The organism is Plantactinospora sp. CNZ321 (genome assembly GCF_004217235.1).
This window is the reverse complement of record NZ_SHKQ01000001.1, coordinates 5,725,525-5,742,688: the sequence shown is the minus strand read 5'-3', so window position 1 is coordinate 5,742,688 and position 17,164 is coordinate 5,725,525. Positions and strand designations below refer to the sequence as shown.

16 protein-coding genes and 1 pseudogene are annotated in these 17,164 nt (G+C 72.6%); 9 read left to right on the top strand and 8 right to left on the bottom strand.

The window, feature by feature from the left end; translation table 11 throughout:
• The first annotated feature begins 198 nt into the window (after window positions 1–198).
• The 3 genes from EV371_RS24755 to EV371_RS24745 all read left to right on the top strand — a co-directional run bounded on the left by EV371_RS24755 (window position 199) and on the right by EV371_RS24745 (window position 2,321).
• On the top strand, window positions 199–1,134 hold the full coding sequence (locus tag EV371_RS24755; protein ID WP_130464169.1) for a DUF2332 domain-containing protein: 936 nt from the start codon (window positions 199–201) through the stop codon (window positions 1,132–1,134).
• Between the two features lie 172 nt (window positions 1,135–1,306).
• Entirely contained in the window at window positions 1,307–1,588 is a 282-nt protein-coding gene (locus EV371_RS24750; RefSeq protein ID WP_130464168.1) for a DUF5522 domain-containing protein, read from the top strand.
• Between the two features lie 187 nt (window positions 1,589–1,775).
• Window positions 1,776–2,321: a hypothetical protein gene (locus EV371_RS24745; RefSeq protein ID WP_130464167.1), complete on the top strand. Its 546-nt coding sequence runs from the start codon at window positions 1,776–1,778 to the stop codon at window positions 2,319–2,321.
• A gap of 10 nt (window positions 2,322–2,331) precedes the next feature.
• Here EV371_RS24745 and EV371_RS24740 read toward each other — a convergent pair whose 3' ends face one another.
• Window positions 2,332–3,018: an iron-dependent transcriptional repressor DtxR gene (locus EV371_RS24740; protein ID WP_130464166.1), complete on the bottom strand. Its 687-nt coding sequence runs from the start codon at window positions 3,016–3,018 to the stop codon at window positions 2,332–2,334.
• 98 nt (window positions 3,019–3,116) lie between these two features.
• Here EV371_RS24740 and EV371_RS24735 point away from each other — a divergent pair, with 98 nt between their 5' ends.
• Both EV371_RS24735 and EV371_RS24730 read left to right on the top strand, forming a co-directional pair.
• On the top strand, window positions 3,117–3,989 hold the full coding sequence (locus tag EV371_RS24735; protein WP_130464165.1) for a sulfurtransferase: 873 nt from the start codon (window positions 3,117–3,119) through the stop codon (window positions 3,987–3,989).
• A 196-nt stretch (window positions 3,990–4,185) separates the two neighbouring features.
• Window positions 4,186–5,367 (top strand): acetoin utilization protein AcuC, encoded by a 1,182-nt coding sequence (locus EV371_RS24730; RefSeq protein ID WP_130466194.1) that lies wholly within the window; start codon window positions 4,186–4,188, stop codon window positions 5,365–5,367.
• A 115-nt stretch (window positions 5,368–5,482) separates the two neighbouring features.
• Here EV371_RS24730 and EV371_RS24725 read toward each other — a convergent pair whose 3' ends face one another.
• The gene (locus EV371_RS24725; RefSeq protein ID WP_165436827.1) at window positions 5,483–6,433 is read right to left on the bottom strand and encodes a TetR family transcriptional regulator; all 951 of its coding nucleotides are present in this window, start codon (window positions 6,431–6,433) and stop codon (window positions 5,483–5,485) included.
• A gap of 169 nt (window positions 6,434–6,602) precedes the next feature.
• On the opposite strand from EV371_RS24725, the gene EV371_RS24720 reads away from it, so the two are divergent.
• Together EV371_RS24720 and EV371_RS24715 are read left to right on the top strand one after the other, a co-directional pair.
• A complete protein-coding gene (locus EV371_RS24720; RefSeq protein ID WP_130464163.1) occupies window positions 6,603–7,529 on the top strand; it encodes an ATP-binding cassette domain-containing protein in 927 nt (308 codons plus the stop codon).
• Complete coding sequence (locus EV371_RS24715) at window positions 7,526–9,154, top strand: anibiotic ABC transporter (protein WP_130464162.1); 1,629 nt, start codon at window positions 7,526–7,528, stop codon at window positions 9,152–9,154. The genes EV371_RS24720 and EV371_RS24715 overlap by 4 nt, the downstream gene beginning before the upstream one ends.
• A 201-nt stretch (window positions 9,155–9,355) precedes the next feature.
• Here EV371_RS24715 and sigB read toward each other — a convergent pair whose 3' ends face one another.
• The gene (gene sigB / locus EV371_RS24710; protein ID WP_130466193.1) at window positions 9,356–10,306 is read right to left on the bottom strand and encodes an RNA polymerase sigma factor SigB; all 951 of its coding nucleotides are present in this window, start codon (window positions 10,304–10,306) and stop codon (window positions 9,356–9,358) included.
• 391 nt (window positions 10,307–10,697) lie between these two features.
• On the opposite strand from sigB, the gene EV371_RS24705 reads away from it, so the two are divergent.
• Window positions 10,698–11,486: a sporulation protein gene (locus EV371_RS24705; RefSeq protein ID WP_130466192.1), complete on the top strand. Its 789-nt coding sequence runs from the start codon at window positions 10,698–10,700 to the stop codon at window positions 11,484–11,486.
• A gap of 107 nt (window positions 11,487–11,593) precedes the next feature.
• On the opposite strand, the gene dtd is transcribed toward EV371_RS24705, so the two are convergent.
• The 5 genes and pseudogenes from dtd to EV371_RS24680 all read right to left on the bottom strand — a co-directional run bounded on the left by dtd (window position 11,594) and on the right by EV371_RS24680 (window position 16,119).
• Window positions 11,594–12,016, bottom strand: coding sequence for a D-aminoacyl-tRNA deacylase (gene dtd / locus EV371_RS24700; protein ID WP_130464161.1), 423 nt, complete (start codon window positions 12,014–12,016; stop codon window positions 11,594–11,596).
• 4 nt (window positions 12,017–12,020) lie between these two features.
• The gene (locus EV371_RS24695) at window positions 12,021–13,505 is read right to left on the bottom strand and encodes a DUF7782 domain-containing protein (protein ID WP_207230602.1); all 1,485 of its coding nucleotides are present in this window, start codon (window positions 13,503–13,505) and stop codon (window positions 12,021–12,023) included.
• A 103-nt stretch (window positions 13,506–13,608) separates the two neighbouring features.
• A complete protein-coding gene (locus EV371_RS24690) occupies window positions 13,609–14,811 on the bottom strand; it encodes a CPBP family glutamic-type intramembrane protease (protein WP_130464160.1) in 1,203 nt (400 codons plus the stop codon).
• Between the two features lie 156 nt (window positions 14,812–14,967).
• Window positions 14,968–15,407, bottom strand: a pseudogene (locus EV371_RS24685) (cupin domain-containing protein).
• Between the two features lie 124 nt (window positions 15,408–15,531).
• On the bottom strand, window positions 15,532–16,119 hold the full coding sequence (locus EV371_RS24680; protein WP_130464159.1) for a hypothetical protein: 588 nt from the start codon (window positions 16,117–16,119) through the stop codon (window positions 15,532–15,534).
• A 426-nt stretch (window positions 16,120–16,545) separates the two neighbouring features.
• Here EV371_RS24680 and EV371_RS24675 point away from each other — a divergent pair, with 426 nt between their 5' ends.
• On the top strand, window positions 16,546–16,980 hold the full coding sequence (locus EV371_RS24675; protein ID WP_130464158.1) for a VOC family protein: 435 nt from the start codon (window positions 16,546–16,548) through the stop codon (window positions 16,978–16,980).
• Window positions 16,981–17,164 lie beyond the last annotated feature (184 nt).

The following is a 17,164-nucleotide window of genomic DNA, read 5'->3' as shown; positions in this document are numbered from 1 at the left end:
CCGACGGCCGGAACCGCCCCTTGTGGGCAGCACCGACGGTTGTCACGGCGACCGCCCGACCCTCGACGGGGTCGGGCGGTCGCCGCGTTCCGGGACGGATGATCTCGCCGCGCGGGCCGGGCGGGACAGTGATCAGGGATACCCCGGCGCGAGGGCGCTCCGGTAGGACGTCGGCCGGGTCGCTGGGATCATCGGTACATGACGATCGCCCGCCGCTACCTGGAGTTCGGCACCCGTGAGGCCCGAGGCGTGTCGCCCGGGTACGAGCGGCTCTCCCTCGCGGTCTCCCGCGACGACGTACTGCTCAACCTGATCGGCACCCTGCCGCGGGCCAAGCAGCAGCCGAACCTGCTGTTCGGAGTGGTACGGCTGCTCGGCGGTCCGGTCGACGAACCGGCGGCGTTCCGCGAGTACACGGTGGCGAACTGGCCGGTGATCGCGGCCGAGATGCGTACCCGGGCGACCCAGACCAACGAGGCCGGCCGGTGTGCGCTGCTGCTGCCGGTACTCACCTCCCTGCCGCAGCCGCTCGCGCTGCTGGAGGTCGGTGCCTCCGCCGGGCTCTGCCTCTACCCGGACCGCTACGCCTACCGTTACGGTGACCACCGTCTCGGGGCTGGTGCGCCGGTGCTCGACTGCACCGCCACCGGAGTGGCGCCACCGACCCGGCTGCCGGAGGTGGTGTGGCGGGCGGGCCTGGACCTGAATCCGCTGGACGTGACCGATCCGGCCGACCTGGCCTGGCTGGACGCCACCATCTGGCCGGAGCACGCGTACCGGCGGGCCCGGCTGCGGGCCGCGGCGGCGGTCGTCGCGGCCGAGCCGCCGCTGCTGGTCCGGGGCGACCTGGTGGACGACCTGCCGGCGCTGGCCGCGCAGGCCCCGCCCGAGGCGACCCTGGTGGTCTTCCACACCTCCGTGCTCTACCAGGTGCCGGCGCCGCGCCGGCAAGCCTTCGCCGACCTGGTACGCGGGCTGCCCGGCCACTGGATCGCGAACGAGGCTCCGGAGGTGCTGCTCCACGACGGGTTGCCGGAGCCGCCGAGCGACGCGTTCCACAACGTGCTCGCGCTGGACGGCAGGCCGCTCGCCTGGACCCGGGGGCACGGCCAGTCGATGCTCTGGTTCGGATAGCGGCTGCCCCGACGCGTCCTGCGGTGGGCCGGTCCGAGGTCTCGGGAGCGTCCGGCGGTGGGCCGGTCCGGGGTCTCGGGAGCGTTCGGCGGTGGGTCTTGGGGCGTCGGGAGCGTCCGGCCGGCGGGGTCCGTTCGAGGTATCGGAAGCGGGTTGTCGTAGGGTCGGCGCGATGGGCGGTCCGGAGGAGCAGGAGAGCGGCCGGCGCCTGCCGCTGGCACCCCGCCGGCTCGACCAGCCGCACCCGTCCCGGCTTCCGGTGACGCATCCGGACCGGGAGCGGATCCTGACCGCGCACGCCGCCGCGCTCGCGGCCGGCGAGTCCGGCTATTCCGACCCGGCCACCGGGCTCTTCGTGCTCACCGCCGGGTTCCTGGCCCGGCGCGGCACCTGCTGCGGCCGCGGCTGCCGGCACTGTCCGTATCTGGATGACCCGACGCCGCCGACCGGCTGAGCCGGGGCACCGCCGTCGGTCGGTCCCGCAGGGGCGGGCCGCGCCGGGAGCGCTGCGGAGGAGGCGGTGCGAAGGGATGGGCTGCGGAGGAGGCGGTGCGGACCGGGGTTTCGCCGGGCGCGCCGAAGCCGTACGGTGTCCGACGGATTCCCCTGGCGTTCGGGCCGGGCGGGTGGGGAGGTGCGAGGTGCGCGGACGACTCTGCCTGATCGCTGGCGGTCTGCTGCTGCTGACCGGCTGTGCCGAGGAGGCCGCACCGCAGTCGGTCGGGCCGGCGCCGAAGGTGGTCCGGTTGCCGGCGTCGGCTGCCGGCGGTGCCTGTCAACTGGTGGAGTACGCGGCGATCGAGCAGGCCATTGGCACCAGGTTCGAGGTCGCGGCGGCGAGCCGGCATGGCAAGACGGACACCTGCGTGCTGCGTGGCGAGGCCGAGGCCCGACCGGAACTCGCGCTGTCGGTGACCCCGACCACCGCCGACGGGTCGATCTTCGCCGACGAGGTGGTGCCGAGCGGCGGCAAGACCGTCAAGGGGCTGGGCAAGGCCGCCTACCGGGCCACGACGGCTCCGTCGAAGACCGTCGGCAGCGCGATCGAGGTGGGCTGGCTCAGCGGTAAGGGGCGGCTGGTCAGCCTCCGCTTCACCTTCGCCGCCGGCGAGGATCGGGACAAGGCCGACGCCCTCGCGCCAAAAATGATCAATCTGGCGAAGATGCTCGAAAGCAACCGCCTCTGACCGGCGCCGCTCAGGCCGCGGCGACGAAGACCCGGGAGGCGACCTCCCGGGGCAGCCGTACCTTGTCGCCGGAACGGTCGATGGTGACCGCGTCCCGCTCCTGCGCCACCGTCACCATCGCGCCCGGGTCGACTCCGGCAGCGTGCAACTGCCGCAGTACGTCGCCTTCCTTCTGGACGCTCTCGCAGATCCGCCGGACCACCACGGGGCCGCTCAGGCCGGGGAAGGCGAGATTGCGTTCACCCTCGCTGAGCGTCTCCACCGCTACCTCCGGGTCGGGGCTCAGCGCCTCCAGGCCCGGGATCGGGTTGCCGTACGGCGACCGGGTGGGGCGGTCGAGCAGCTCGAAGACCTTCTTCTCCACCGCGTCGCTCATCACGTGCTCCCAGCGACAGGCCTCCTCGTGGGCCTCCTCGTAGGGCATCCCGATCACGTTGACGAGCAGGAGCTCGGCCAGCCGGTGCTTGCGCATCACCGAGATTGCCTGCGTGCGGCCGAGCACGGTGAGCTGGAGGTGCCGGTCGTCCTCGACGGTCAGCAGGCCGTCGCGCTCCATCCGGGCCACGGTCTGGCTGACAGTCGGACCACTCTGGCGCAGCCGCTCGGCGATCCGGGCACGCAGCGGCGGCACCCCCTCCTCCTCCAGTTCGAGGATGGTGCGCAGGTACATCTCGGTGGTATCGACTAGGTCGTTCACGTCAGTGGTCCTCCCGATCACGATGGTACCTCGGGGAACCGATATTCAGTGTCGCCGAGCTGGGGCGGTTCCGCACCGGATGGTGTTGACTGGACGGCGTGTCCGCACCGGATGATCTCCTCGTCGATGTGGCCGGGCTCACCGCCGAGCTGGCGTCCACCGAGCCGCCGGTCGTCCTGGACGTCCGCTGGCGGCTCGTCGGACCGCCCGGCCGCACGGACTACCTGGCCGGGCACCTGCCCGGCGCGGTCTTTGTCGACCTGGACCGGGAGCTGTCCGGGCCACCCGGGGCGGGCGGCCGGCATCCGCTGCCCGAGCCGGCGGCGTTGCAGCGGGTGCTGCGCGCGGCCGGCGTCCGCACGGGTGGCCCGGTGGTGGTCTACGATGGCGGCGACGGCATGGCGGCGGCACGGGCCTGGTGGACGCTGCGCTGGGCCGGGCATGCCGAGGTCAGGGTGCTCGACGGAGGCTTCCCGGCGTGGGTCGGGGCCGGGCTGCCCGTCAGCACCGAGCCGCCGGCGCCGACGCCGGGGGACGTGACCGTACGCCCGGGTGGCATGCCGGTGCTGGATGCCGGCTCGGCCGCCGAGGTGGCGGCGGCGGGGGTGCTGGTCGACGTCCGGGCGGCGGCGCGCTACCGGGGCGAGACCGAACCCGTCGACCCGGTCGCCGGGCACATTCCCGGTGCGGTGAACGTACCGGCCACCGAGTACGTCGGGGCGGACGGTCGGCTTCCGTCCGCCGAGGCGCTGCGGGTCCGGTTCGCCGAGGCGGGCGTCCGGCCCGGAGTGCGGGTCGGCGCGTACTGCGGTTCGGGGGTGACCGCCGCGCAGGCGGTGCTCGCCCTGCACCGGGCCGGGTATCCCGAGGCGGCCCTCTACGTCGGGTCGTGGAGCCACTGGATCACCGACCCCGAGCGGCGGGTCGCGCTCGGCGCCGATCCGGCCGACCCGGCGCCGGACGCCGACTGAGCCGGCGCTGCGTCGTGGTGCCGGCGCGCGGCACGTTGCGTTGTGGTGCCGACCTGCGGCACGTTGCGTCGTGGTGCCGACCCGCGGCACGTTGCGTCGCCGTGCGGCGGGCGCCTCGCGTCGCGGTGCCCGGCGCGCGGCGCTCCGGGGTATGCGGTCGCGGACGGTCCTCGGTCGTCATGCGACGATGAAGGACATGTCGGACGACACGGTGGTGGTCTGGGACGAGAGTCTGCTGGCGTACGACCTCGGTGACCACCCACTCGACCCGGTACGGGTCGAACTGACCGTGGCCCTGGCTCGGGAACTCGGCGTACTGGACCGGCCCGGCGTGCGCGTGGTGGCGCCCACCCCGGCCGACGACGCGGCACTCGCCCGGGTGCACCGGTCGGACTACCTCGACGCCGTCCGGGCGGCGCCGAGCGACCCGCTCTTCTCCGGATACGGCCTCGGTACGCCAGACAACCCGATCTTCGACCGGATGCACGAGTCCAGTGCCCTGGTGGCTGGGGCGAGCCTGGCCGCGGCCGAGGCGGTCTGGCGCGGCGAGGCCCGCCGGGCGGTCAACGTGGCCGGTGGCCTGCACCACGCGATGCCGAGCCGGGCGGCCGGGTTCTGCGTCTACAACGATCCGGCGGTGGCCATCGCCCGGCTGCTGGACCTCGGTGCCGAGCGGGTGGCCTACGTGGACGTCGACGTGCACCACGGTGACGGGGTGCAGGAGGTCTTCTACACGGATCCCCGGGTGCTGACGATCAGCCTGCACGAGACGCCGTTGGCGCTCTTTCCCGGCACCGGGTTCTCCGACGAGACGGGTGGCCTGGGGGCCGAGGGGAGCGCGGTCAACCTGCCGCTGCCGCCCGGCACCGGCGACGCGGGCTGGCTGCGGGGCTTCCACGCCACCGTTCCGGCGCTGCTGCGTGCTTTCCAGCCGCAGATCCTCCTCACCCAGTGCGGTGCGGACAGCCACCGGCTCGATCCGCTCGCCGATCTGCGGCTGAGCGTGGACGGGCAGCGGGCGAGCTATCTGGCGCTGCGAACGTTGGCTGACGAACTCTGCGAGGGGCGTTGGGTGGCCACCGGTGGCGGCGGCTACGCGCTGGTCGAGGTGGTGCCCCGGGCCTGGACGCACCTGCTCGCGGTGGCCACCGGCGACCCGATCGACCCGGCGACGCTGACTCCGCCGGGCTGGCGGGCGCTGGCCACGGCCCGCCGTCCGGAGCGGGAGGTACCGCTGCGGATGACCGACGAGGCGGACTGCTCGTACGAGCCGTGGCAGCCGACCGGTGAGCCGGATGCGGTGGACCGGGCGATCATGGCGACCCGCAAGGCAGTCTTTCCGCTGCACGGGCTCGACCCGCAGGATCCGGGGTCCTGACCCGCCACCGCCCGAGGATCTGGCACCGTCGTCCGATGCCCCGGCACCACCGTCCGTCGGCCCGGGGATCGGCACCGCCCGCAGCCCGTCGCAAAATAGTGTCGAAACCGTCTCGTTATGCCTCGGGACGGCTCGGCTCGGCTGCCCGCAGATGCCGGTAGAGAGTGGCCCGGGAGACGCCGAGGCTGGCGGCGATCTGGTCCACGGTGTGCAGGGCGGCCCCGTGCATGGCCCGCGCCGCCCGGACCTGCTCGGCGCTGAGCCCCGGTGGGCGCCCCGCCCGGCGCCGCCGACCCGGCTGGAGCCGCTCCGGGCCGGCGTGCCACCCCGCCGGAGCGGGGGACGGCGGTGCCGGGGTGAGGGACGGCGGTGCCGGGGAGTCGGATGCCGGCTCCGGAGCGTCGGATGCCGGTGCCGGTGCCGGTGCCGGGGCCGGGGCGGGGGACGGCGGTGCCGGGGCGTCGGATGGCGGTGCCGGGGCGATGGATGTCGGAGCGTCGCGTGACGGTGACGGTGACGGTGACGGGGCGCCGAGGAGTCGGGTAGCGCCGTCGAGCAGCGCCGCCCTCAGTTCGTCGTCCGGCACGTCGGCGAAGAAGACGATCGGATCGCCGAGCATGCCGGTCGCCTGGATTGCCCGGATCCGCTCCAGCCGGGTCGCGTCCGCTCCGGCGACCAGGTCGTACGCCTTGGTGGCGAGCCGCATGATCCGGGTATACGTGCTGCCCCGGGCGAGCAGCGTCAAGTCGTGGTAGAGCGTCTTCAACGGACGGCGGTGCCGTAGCAGGGTGTCGACCCAGCCCTCCAGCGCCGCCCAGCGGGCCGCCGGCCAGGGCAACCGGGCCGCCCGGTCCAGGGCCGCCTCCAGGTCGGAGACGAGCGGCTCGGCGAGCGCCACCAGCAGGTGCTCCTTGGTGGGGAAGTGGTAGAGGATGCCCGCCTTGGTCAGCCCCAGCCGGTCGGCGATCTGCCGCAGCGAGGTGCGCTGGTAGCCCTGCGCCCCGAACAGGTCGAGGGCGGTACGGAGGATCCGGCTCCTGGTGTCGAGGGCGGGCGATCGTTCCATTCGCCCAGCGTACCGACGACTGACCGACGATCGGGAGATCTGTGACGGTCGTCCTACCATCGGTCAGTACACTGGCGTCGAGACCGTCACGATCTGGCTTGGCGCGTCGTCCTGGCCGACAGACGGCGCGGAATCGGCAAGCGTAATCGGCAACTAGCAAGGGAGCGTCATGACCGCGATCTCGGTGGCCGGCCTGGTGAAGACCTTCGGAACCACCCGCGCGCTGGACGAACTGGATCTGACCGTCCGCTCCGGTGAGGTGCACGGGTTCCTCGGGCCGAACGGGGCGGGAAAGTCCACCACCATCAGGATCCTGCTCGGCCTGCTCCGCAAGGACGCGGGCGAGGTCGACGTACTGGGCGGCGACCCCTGGCGGGACGCCGTGTCGCTGCACCGCCGGCTGGCGTACGTGCCCGGCGACGTGAACCTATGGCCCAACCTCTCCGGTGGGGAGGCGATCGACCTCTTCGGCGCGCTGCGCGGCGGCCTGGACCGGGCCCGCCGGGACGAACTGCTGCAGCGCTTCGACCTCGACCCGACCAAGAAGTGCCGCACCTACTCAAAGGGCAACCGGCAGAAGGTGGCGATCGTCGCGGCGTTCGCCTCCGACGTGGAACTGCTGGTGCTCGACGAGCCGACCTCCGGGCTGGACCCGTTGATGGAGGCGGTCTTCCGGGAGTACGTCACCGCGCTGCGCGACGCGGGCAGGACGGTGCTGCTCTCCAGCCACGTGATGTCCGAGGTCGAGGCGCTCTGCGACCGGGTCAGCATCATCCGGGCCGGTCGTACCGTCGAGTCCGGCACCCTGGCCGAGTTGCGCCACCTGACCCGTACCCCGATGACGGTCGAGACGGAACGCCCGGTCGACGGGCTCGCCGACCTGGCCGGGGTGCACGCGGTTACCGTCTCCGGCGCGACCACCCGGTTCGAGGTCGAGTCCGGCACCCTCGACCCGGTGCTGGCTCACCTCGCCCGGTTCGGCGTACGGACCCTGACCAGTACGCCGCCGACCCTGGAGGAGTTGTTCATGCGGCACTACGGCGACGGTTCCGCCGCCGCACCCGGCCAGCGCCCGTTGCCGGCGGGTGCCCGATGACCGCGTTCACCGGCACCGCCCGGCTGACCCGGCTCGCGCTGCGCCGGGACCGGGTGAAGCTCCTGGTCTGGGCGCTGGCCGTGCCGGGAGTCGGCGCCGCGGTCGCGCAGAGCGTCGCCGGCATCTACGCCACCGAGTCCGATCGGATCGGCTACGCCACCACCAGCGCGGCGAGCGTGGTCGCCCGGGCGTTCAACGGCCCGGTCTCGGGGCCGAGCCTCGGGTCGGTGGTCACCGCCGAGGCGTACACCACACTGGCCCTGCTCGCCGCGTTGCTCAGCACCTTCGCGGTGGTCCGGCACACCCGGCAGAACGAGGAGACCGGGCGGGCGGAGCTGCTCGGCTCGGCGGTGGTCGGCCGGCATGCCCCGCTGACCGCGGCCCTGCTCACCGTGCTGGCCGCGAACCTGCTCAGCGGGCTGCTGCTCGCCCTGGCGCTCGCCGCCGGGGGCCTGCCGATGGCCGGCTCGCTCGCCCTCGGTGCGGCGATCGCCGGAATCGGGGTCTCGTTCGCGGCGGTCGCCGCGGTGACCGCCCAGATCTCCGGCACGGCGCGCGGCGCGAACGGCATGGCGGCGGCCGTCGTCGGGCTCGCCTTCCTGCTCCGGGCCGCCGGAGACGCCTGGGGAACCGTCTCCGCCGACGGGATGCGGGTGGTCAGCGCCTGGCCGTCCTGGATCTCCCCGCTCGGTTGGGCCAACCAGGTCCGGGCGTTCGACGGCAACCGCTGGCCGGTACTGGCCCTGACGGCCGGATTCGCGCTGCTCGCCGTCGGTACGGCGTTCGTGCTGACCGCCCACCGCGACCTGGGCAGTGGGGTACTGGCGGTCCGCCGGGGGCCGGCGGTGGCTGCCGGCAGCCTGCTCAGTCCCGGTGGTCTGGCCTGGAGGTTGCAGCGCGGTGTGGTGCTGGGCTGGGCGATCGGCGTCGTGGTGATGGGGCTGTCGATGGGCTCGGTCGGTGACCAGTTGGACAGCTTCGTCGGCGAGAACGAGGCCGCCAGCGAGCTGATCACCCAGCTCGGTGGCACCGACAAGCTGACCGACGCGTTCCTGGGCACCATGATGGCGATGTTCGCCCTCGCGGTGGCCGGCTTCGCCGTGCAGGCGGTGCTGCGGCTGCGGACCGAGGAGGCCACCGGAGCCCTGGAGGGGATACTCGCCACCGCGGTCAGCCGGCCCCGCTGGCTGCTCAGCCACCTGCTCTGGGCCGCGCTCGGCACGGTTGCCCTGCTGACGCTCGCGGGTGCCAGCACCGGGCTCGGCTACGGACTGGTCACCGGCGACGTACCCGGGCAGGTGGCCCGGCTCACCGTGGCCGGGCTGGTCCAGGCACCGGCGGCGCTCGTCGTCACCGGCCTGGTGGTGGTGCTGTTCGGGCTGTTGCCCCGGCTGTCGGTGGCGCTGTCCTGGTCGGCGTTCCTGCTCTGCGTCGTGCTGGGTCAGCTCGGCGCGTTGCTGGAGTTGCCGCAGCCGGTACTGAACCTGTCGCCGTTCACCCATCTGCCGGCGGTGCCGGCCGCCGACCCGAGCGCCACGCCGATGGTGGTGTTGCTCGGCGTCGCGGTCGCGCTGACCGCACTCGGCCTGGCCACGTTCCGCCGCCGGGACCTGGCGGTCGGCTGAGAATCCGGCGTCTCGGTTGAGAATCCGGCGGTCGGCTGAAAATCCGGCGGTCGGCTGAGACCCGACGGTCGGGTGAGACCCCGGTGGTCGGGTGAGACCCCGGCGGTCGGGTGAGGACCGACGGGCGGCCCCGGACCACGGGCACGCCACCGGGAGTCCTCGCCACCTGTGTCTGGTGGCGAGGACTCCCGGTGGTACGGCTCAGCTCGCGTACGCCTCCAGCCGGTCGGCCCGGGACGGGTGGCGCAGCTTCAGCAGGGTGACCTTCTCGATCTGGCGGATCCGCTCCCGGGAGAGCCCGAACTCCCGCCCCACCTCGTCCAGGGTGCGTTGCCGGCCATCGTCCAGGCCGAAGCGCAGCCGGATCACGGCCTGCTCGCGGTGCGAGAGGGTGGCGAGCACGATCTCCACCTCGTTGCGGAGCATGCCCGCCGAGACCGCGTCACCGGGCTCCTCGCGGGGGTCGACGGCGGCGACGAAATCCCCGAGGGCGCTCTCACCGTCCTCGCCGACGGCCTGGTCGAGGCTGACCGGCTCCCGGTCGTACGAGATGAGTTCGATGACCTGGAACTCCGGTACGCCCAGCGCGGCGGCGACCTCGGCCACGGTCGGCTCCCGGCCCAGCTGGGTCGCCAGGTCGCGGCGGGCCCGGACCATCCGGTTGACCTGCTCGACCATGTGTACCGGGATGCGGATGGTGCGGGCCTGGTCGGCCATGGCTCGGGTGATGGCCTGCCGGATCCACCAGGTGGCGTAGGTGGAGAACTTGTAGCCCTTGGTGTAGTCGAACTTCTCGACGGCCCGGATCAGGCCGAGGTTGCCCTCCTGGATCAGGTCCAGGAACGCCATGCCCCGCCCCGTGTACCGCTTCGCTATGCTGACCACCAGCCGCAGGTTCGCCTCCAGCAGGTGGTTTTTCGCGCCCCGCCCCTGGGCGGCGACGATCTCCAGGTCCGCCCGCAACTCCGCCGGCAGTACGCCCCGGGTGTCGCCGTTCAGCTTTTCCTCGGCGTAGAGCCCTGCCTCGATCCGCCGGGCCAGCTCCACCTCCTGTACGGCGGTGAGCAGCTTGGTCCGGCCGATACCGTTGAGGTACGCCCGGACCAGGTCGGCCGAGGCGCCGCGCTCGTCGGTCGCGTCGAGGTCGACCATGACAGGCCCGCCGTCTCCGGTCGGCTCGTTGTCGACGCCGGCCGCGCTGGCCGGGTGAGTGTGGCTCTCGCTGTTGTGCAGAACCATCATCTGTCGCCTCCCCGCTTCGACATGTGGCGCGTCCCAGCGGACAACCGCGCTGGTGACACATAGCTTGGCCGGTGGCGCGTGAAGCGGAGGTGAGGAGAGCGTCGGGTTGGCATGAAACCGGGAGAACGCGTGGCGATAATTCGTCCGCTTTTCCGTCCTTGAACCGATCGATCACCCGGTCGGCCGGGAGCCTGCCCGCGACGAGTGCTTGCCGGTGCCGGGCGACAAGCGCGGAGGGTGCTTGCCGGTGCCGATTACCGTGCGGGACGGGAACAGAGATCAATGACGAATGGAGGACGTGGTGGTCTTCAAACGGTTGATGCAGGCGATGGGTGTGGGCGGTCCGTCGGTCGAGACGGTGCTGACCAACCCGAACTGCCGGCCAGGCGGTTTTCTCGAGGGCCAGGTCCACGTCGCCGGCGGCGACCACCCGGTGGATGTCGAGTACGTCGCGCTCGGCCTGGTGACCCGGGTCGAGGTGGAGAGCGGTGACAGTGAGTACAACACCACCCAGGAGTTCCACCGGCAGCGGGTGACCGGCCCGTTCCGGTTGGAGAGCGGGCAGCGTCACGACATCCCGTTCCGCTTCGAGGTGCCGTGGGAGACTCCGCTGACCGAGATCGGCGGCCAGCACCTGCACGGGATGACCATGGGTCTGCGTACCGAACTGGAGGTCGCCCGGGCGGTGGACAAGGGTGATCTCGACCCGGTGGCGGTGCATCCGCTGCCCGCGCAGGAGCGCGTCATCGACGCCCTGGCGCAGCTCGGCTTCCGGTTCAGCCGGGCGGACGTCGAGCGCGGCCACATCTACGGCGTGCAACAGAGCCTGCCGTTCTACCAGGAGATCGAGTTCTATCCCGGACCGCAGTACGCCCGTGCGATCAACCAGCTTGAACTGACCTTCGTGGCGATGCCGCAGCAGCTGCAGATCGTGTTGGAGATCGACAAGCGGGGTGGGCTCTTCACCGAGGGCCGTGACGCGTTCGGCCGGTTCACCATCGACTACGCGTCGGTGGACCGGACCGACTGGACCAGACAGCTCGACAGCTGGCTGCGCCAGTCCATGCAGAAGCGCGGCCTGTTCTCCTGAGCTTCTCCGCTTCTGGGCCTTCGGCTTCTGGGCCTTCGGCTTCCTAGCCTCTGCGCTTCTGAGGCTGCCCGCGCTGCTCTGCCCGGCCGGGCCGGTGCTGCTGGCTCCTACAGCTCCAGCAGCACCGTACGCGGGCCGACGTTCACGCTCTCGACGAGCATGTGTGCCTGGAACCGGCCGGTCTCCACCTTGGCGCCCCGCAGCCGCAGCGCCTCGACGAACGCCGTCACCAGCGGTTCGGCCAGCTCGGCCGGGGCCGCCGCGCCCCAACTCGGCCGGCGGCCCCGCCGGGCATCGCCGTAGAGCGTGAACTGGCTGACCACCAGCAGCGGTGCCCCGAGGTCGGCGGCGGACCGCTCGTCGTCCAGGATGCGTAGCTCGTGCACCTTCCGGGCCATCGTCTCGGCGGTGGCCGGGCTGTCGGCGTGGGTCACCCCGAGCAGTACCAGCAGCCCGTCGGAGATCGCCCCGACCACCTCGCCGTCCACCGTCACGCTGGCCCGGCTGACCGTCTGCACCACCGCTCGCACGGCGTCAGTCTGCCACGGGCGCCAGGACGCCGCGTTCCATCAGGTGCGCAATGATCGGCCCGGCCGCGTCGGCAAGGTCCTCCGGCGGTACGTCGTGGGCCAGCGCCAGCACCGCCAGCTGCTCGCGCAGCGGCACCTGGCCGTTGGCCCCGCCGACCAGGGCCAGCACCAGCGGGTCCACCTCCTCGGTCCAGCGCAGCCCGTGCGACTGGACGAGGATCTGCCGGTCCACCGCCCAGCCGTCGTCGCCCATCGACGCCTCCTGGCGCAGCTTCAGCCCGTCGACCGCGCGGAACCGGGTCGCCAGCAGCGCCTCGCCGTCCCGGCCCCGCAGCCAGTCCTGCCGGTCGAACCAGGCCGCGATCTGCTCCCCCATCGGCGGCTGTACGGCCTGCCGCAGATCCTCGACCCGGAGCACCGGATCGGTGCTGCCGCCCCGGCGCAGGTTCACCACGCCGAAGCCGATCGCCTCGACCTTCTGCGCGTCGAACCAGTCCAGCCAGGCGGCGACCCGGTGCGGGTCCGCAGCCTCGCTGGCGTCGGCAAGCCACAGGTCGACATAGGCCATCGGGTCGGCGACCTCGCGCTGGATCACCCAGGCGTCCAGCCCGGTGCCGGCGAACCAGCCGGCGACCCGCTCGCCCCAGTCCTCCCCGGCCACGTGCAGCCAGTTCGCCAGGTACTGCATGGTGCCGCCCTCGGTGAGCAGTCCCGGTGCGGCGGCGGCCAGTTCGGCGCCGATCCCGTCGCCGACCCGGCCCGAGTCACGGTAGCTGTGCGTGGTGGTGCCGGGACCGACCACGAATGGCGGATTGCTCACCACCAGGTCGAAGCGACGACCGGCCACCGGCCTGACCAGGTCGCCCTTGCGCAGCTCCCAGTGGTGTCCGTTCAGCGCCGCGGTGGTCGCGGCGAACCGCAGTGACCGGTCGGAGACGTCGGTGGCGGTCACCGAGCGGGCGTGCTCGGCCAGGTGCAGCGCCTGCACCCCGCTGCCGGTGCCGAGGTCGAGGGCGGTGCCGACCGGGCGCCGGATGGTCGCCCCGACCAGCGTGGTGGTCGCACCGCCGATCCCGAGTACGTGGTCGGCCGCGAGCGGCTGGCCGGGCCGGGCACCGGCCGGTACGTCGGAGAGGACCCACCAGGAGTCCCCGTACGGCTCCAGGTCGACACCCTGGCGCAGTCCGTCGCCGACCCGTTCGAGCAGCCCTCCGGCGAGCGCGTCGGCGAGCGGGAGTGGGGCGAACGCGTTCCGTACCGTGGCCTCCGGCTCGGTCTGGGCGCAGACGAAGAGCCGGATCAGGGTGGCGAGCGGCTCCCGCTCCTCGGTGACCCGAAGCGCCGCCCGGTAGTCGTTGCGGGCCAGTCCGCTGGTCGCTGCCGGGCCGAGCCGGTCGGCGATGCCGCTCGAGGTGTAGCCCGCGCTGGTCAGTGCCGTCCGGAGCTGGTCGACCCCAGCCGGGGACAGCAGCATCTCGTTCCCGTCCACGGCGTCCATCCTGCCCGCCGGCCGAGCCGGACCGGCCCGCAACCCCCGCAGTTCGAGGCCCGGAACCACCCCGTCGGGTGTAACCGGGCGCGACACTCGAGAATCAGTCGACCGGTTCGATCGGCGTTTCCCCAGCTCCCGACCGCTGTGTCGGCTCGGGGGCGGCAACCGTCGGCTGCCCGGTTCCGCCAGCCGGCTGCCCCGGACCGGTCAGCGGATGCCCGGGGGCGACGGCCGGGTGCGCCGGATTGGGGAACGGATGCCCGGGGGCAGCGGTCGGGTAGCCCGGATACGCGGACAGTGGATGTCCGGGGGCGGGCATCAGGTACCCCTGGGCTCCGGGAAGTGGATGTCCGGGGGCGGGCATCGGGTACGACGGTGCGGGGGTCGGACGGTCGGGCGCGACGGTCGGCAGCCGGTGGCGCCGGGCCAGCCAGAGCACCACGGCGGCGTAGCCGGCGTGCACCAGCAGGCTGACCACGAACATCTGCCAGGGAGCGTCGGCGGCCGTCTCCTCGCTGGCGAGGTCACCCACCGCCGCCGCGCCAATGAACGAGGCCAGGTTGGTCACCACGTGCAGCGCGATCGCCGCCTCCAGGCCACCGGTACGGATGGTCAGCCAGCCGAGCACGCCGCCCACGATCGTCAGGTCGACGAAGCCCCACCCGGTGCCCCAGCCGTGGGCCAGAGCGAAGAGCACGGCCTGGAGGGCGATCGCCGGCCACGGTGTGCGGAGGAAAGCGCCGACGGCCTGCAACAGCCAGCCCCGGAAGACGTACTCCTCGGCGGCGGCCTGCAACGGCACCAGCAGGAGCAGTACGACAAGCGCGCCGAGGAAGCCGGCCCAGCCCGGCCAGCCGCTGTCGACGGCTCCGCCGTCGTCCGTGCCGCCGGTCAGCGACAGCAGGCCGATGCCGCCGCCCAGCAACAGCAGCACCGCCGGTACGGCGACAAGCGCACACCAGCCGAGCCAGCGCCAGCGCAGCCGGCCGAGCACCGAGGAGACGGTACCGGCCGGACGGGCCTGCACCCAGCGCGCCGCGAGGAGCACGAACGGCAGCGCGGCGGCGATGGTGGCCAGTAGCAGCGCGAGGTCACCCACCGTGCCGAGGGTCGGCAGGCCGTCCGGCCCGTCCGGTCGTCCGGCCAGGAGGGCGGCCGCGGTGCCGATGCCGGCCAGCAGGCAGAGGACGACGAAGGTCCCGCCGAGGATCAGCAGGGTGCCGAGCAGCGGGCGCCACCAGCGGTGCCGTTCCGTGCGGGCCAGCCGGTGGTAGGGGGTACCCGGCGCAGGTGCGGTAGTCATCCGGCAAGCGTGCCGTACCGGCGCCGGCCGGACATCGGCGGTGGTGCACGGCCGGACATCGGCGGTGGTGCACGGCGGATCGGCGGTGGCGCTCGACCGTGAACGGCTGTTCTCGACGGGATGCCGCCGCCGGTGCCGACCCGGGCCGGGGTCGGCTCAGGCCAGATGGAAGTCGGCGAAGTCGAAGCCGGGCGCCACCACGCAGCTCAGCAGGACCGGCTGGTCACCCGCCGGCTCGGCCGACTGCCAGACACCGCCGGGGACCACCGCCTGTGGCCGCTCACCGGCGGCCACGTCGGGGCCGAGCCGGACGTCGGTCGGTTTCTCCGCCGGTACCCTGGCCGCGCCATCGAGCCGCAGCCGCAGCGGGCCACCCGAGTGCCAGAGCCACAGCTCGTCGGAGCGGACGACGTGCCAGCGGGACCGTTCCCCGGGTTGCAGCAGGAAGTAGATCGCGGTCGCGGCGGCACGCGATCCGCCGTACCCCTCGGGGTCGAAGGCGTGCGTCGAGCGCCAGGTCTCGCGGAACCAGCCGCCCTCCGGGTGGGGGCCAGGTCGAGCTGCTCGGCCAGCGGGGGCCGGCGCGGTGTCGTCACGGCTCGACCTCCACTCGGGTACGCCGGGTCCGGCGACCGGCGACCGGCAGTCTACCGAGCGGGGTACGCCCGGGCTGGCCGGTACGGAAGTGGATACGCCCCCGCCTCCGGTCGTGCCGACGGGTCAGAGCCCGGCCGCCTCGTCGTAGCGGCGGCGCAGGTCGGCCATCTCCGAGGTGTCCAGTGCCTCCTTGAGCGCCAGTTCCTCGTACTTGTCCGGGAACATGTCCCGCAGTCGGTCGACGAACCGGACGTCGTCGGTCGCCTCGACGACCTGGATGCCCGGCGGTTCGGTGGACATGTCCACGATCACCGGGCCGGCCAGCTTGACCGCCCAGTCCCAGGGTCGATCCTGCTCGGCGACCCCGCAGAGGTGGAAGCCGTAGACCGTCTGCACCTCGGCGAGCGTGCTGACCCCGCTCGGCTCGAAACCGTAGACGTGTACGCCGCAGATGATCGACGGCTTCTTGCCGTCCTTCTCGGCGGTCGCCTGCTGCACGTGATGGCCCGAGTGTTGGTGCTGCCCCGGGTCGACAGACTCCAGAGTGGTCCGCAGCCGGGTCGTGATCTGCCCCCGCAGATCCGCTGGTCCGGCCTCCGAACCGGCCGTGTTGACCAGGATGACGGTGCCGGCCGACACCGCCAGCAGGATGACCGCCACCCACACGAAGCGGTTGCGGTACCACCCCGCGAAACTGTTCCGGGTAATCATGATCGTGTCTCATCTCGTCGCCGGGTTGGTGCGTTGGCAGATCTCGTCGGACGTGCCGACCCGTGCGGGGTAGGTGTCCGTCGTTGGCGGAAACTGGCCCGGCGAACGCAGCGCGGATCCATCTGGCGTCGCGGCGGCGCCGCTGCCGACACTGCTCTAGCTCCCGTGCTGGCCGTTCCCAGTGCGGTTGCCCCCGCACTGCGGCGATATGAGCCATTCCAGCACGCCCCGCCCCACCCCGGCAATATCGACGATGCTCAGCATCGGTGAATGCCCGGTGGAGCACCCCGGCACAGCCGCCGCCCCCGGGAGTGTGGAGCGCGGCTTCGGCCCGGGGCCGAGGGTCCCGTACTCGGATCCCGGCGATGTGTCGCCTGGTCGGAGGGGTCCGGTCGAGCCGGCGAAGTCCCCCTCTATGCTCGGCCGATGGCGTCGGTCAAGCAGATCCAGGTCACCTTCGACTGCGCAGAACCCGAGCGTCTTGCTCGTTTCTGGTGCGAGGTGTTGGGGTACGTCGTTCCGGCACCGCCGGAGGGGTTCGCCACCTGGGACGATTACAGTCGCTCGCTGCCGCCCGAGCGACAGGGCACAGGGTTCGCATGCATTGATCCCACAGGTGTGGGACCGCGGCTCTACTTCCAGCGCGTCCCCGAAGGCAAGGTTGTCAAGAATCGGCTGCATCTTGACGTACGGGTCGGCACCGGGCTCGTCGGTGAGGAGCGCCTGGCCGCACTCGAGGCCGAATGCGCACGACTGATCGCGCTCGGCGCGGCACGCGTGCGACTGCTGTCTGCCGATGGCTACAACGAGTCTTGCCTCGTGATGCAGGACATCGAGGGCAACGAGTTCTGTCTCGACTGAGTCGCCGCGAGGGAGTGCGTTCTCGCCGGGTGCCGTCCACCGGAGCGTGGCGGAGCGTGGCGGAGCGTGGTAAGCAGCCGACCGTGGCCCGACGGTTGTCCGTGGTCACCGGCTCGACGCCGGACCGGGTGGTGACCTGTGGTCAGGAAGCAGGTTCCGGGCCGCGCCGGCCAGGAACAGCAGT

Excerpts from the sequence above, each read along its gene's own strand:
- EV371_RS24755 (WP_130464169.1), top strand. The coding sequence starts at position 199 with ATGACGATCGCCCGCCGCTACCTGGAGTTCGGCACCCGTGAGGCCCGA.
- EV371_RS24750 (WP_130464168.1), top strand. The coding sequence starts at position 1,307 with ATGGGCGGTCCGGAGGAGCAGGAGAGCGGCCGGCGCCTGCCGCTGGCA.
- EV371_RS24730 (WP_130466194.1), top strand. The coding sequence starts at position 4,186 with ATGTCGGACGACACGGTGGTGGTCTGGGACGAGAGTCTGCTGGCGTAC.
- EV371_RS24725 (WP_165436827.1), bottom strand. The coding sequence starts at position 6,433 with ATGGAACGATCGCCCGCCCTCGACACCAGGAGCCGGATCCTCCGTACC.
- EV371_RS24720 (WP_130464163.1), top strand. The coding sequence starts at position 6,603 with ATGACCGCGATCTCGGTGGCCGGCCTGGTGAAGACCTTCGGAACCACC.
- EV371_RS24715 (WP_130464162.1), top strand. The coding sequence starts at position 7,526 with ATGACCGCGTTCACCGGCACCGCCCGGCTGACCCGGCTCGCGCTGCGC.
- sigB (WP_130466193.1), bottom strand. The coding sequence starts at position 10,306 with ATGGTCGACCTCGACGCGACCGACGAGCGCGGCGCCTCGGCCGACCTG.
- EV371_RS24690 (WP_130464160.1), bottom strand. The coding sequence starts at position 14,811 with ATGACTACCGCACCTGCGCCGGGTACCCCCTACCACCGGCTGGCCCGC.
- EV371_RS24680 (WP_130464159.1), bottom strand. The coding sequence starts at position 16,119 with ATGATTACCCGGAACAGTTTCGCGGGGTGGTACCGCAACCGCTTCGTG.
- EV371_RS24675 (WP_130464158.1), top strand. The coding sequence starts at position 16,546 with ATGGCGTCGGTCAAGCAGATCCAGGTCACCTTCGACTGCGCAGAACCC.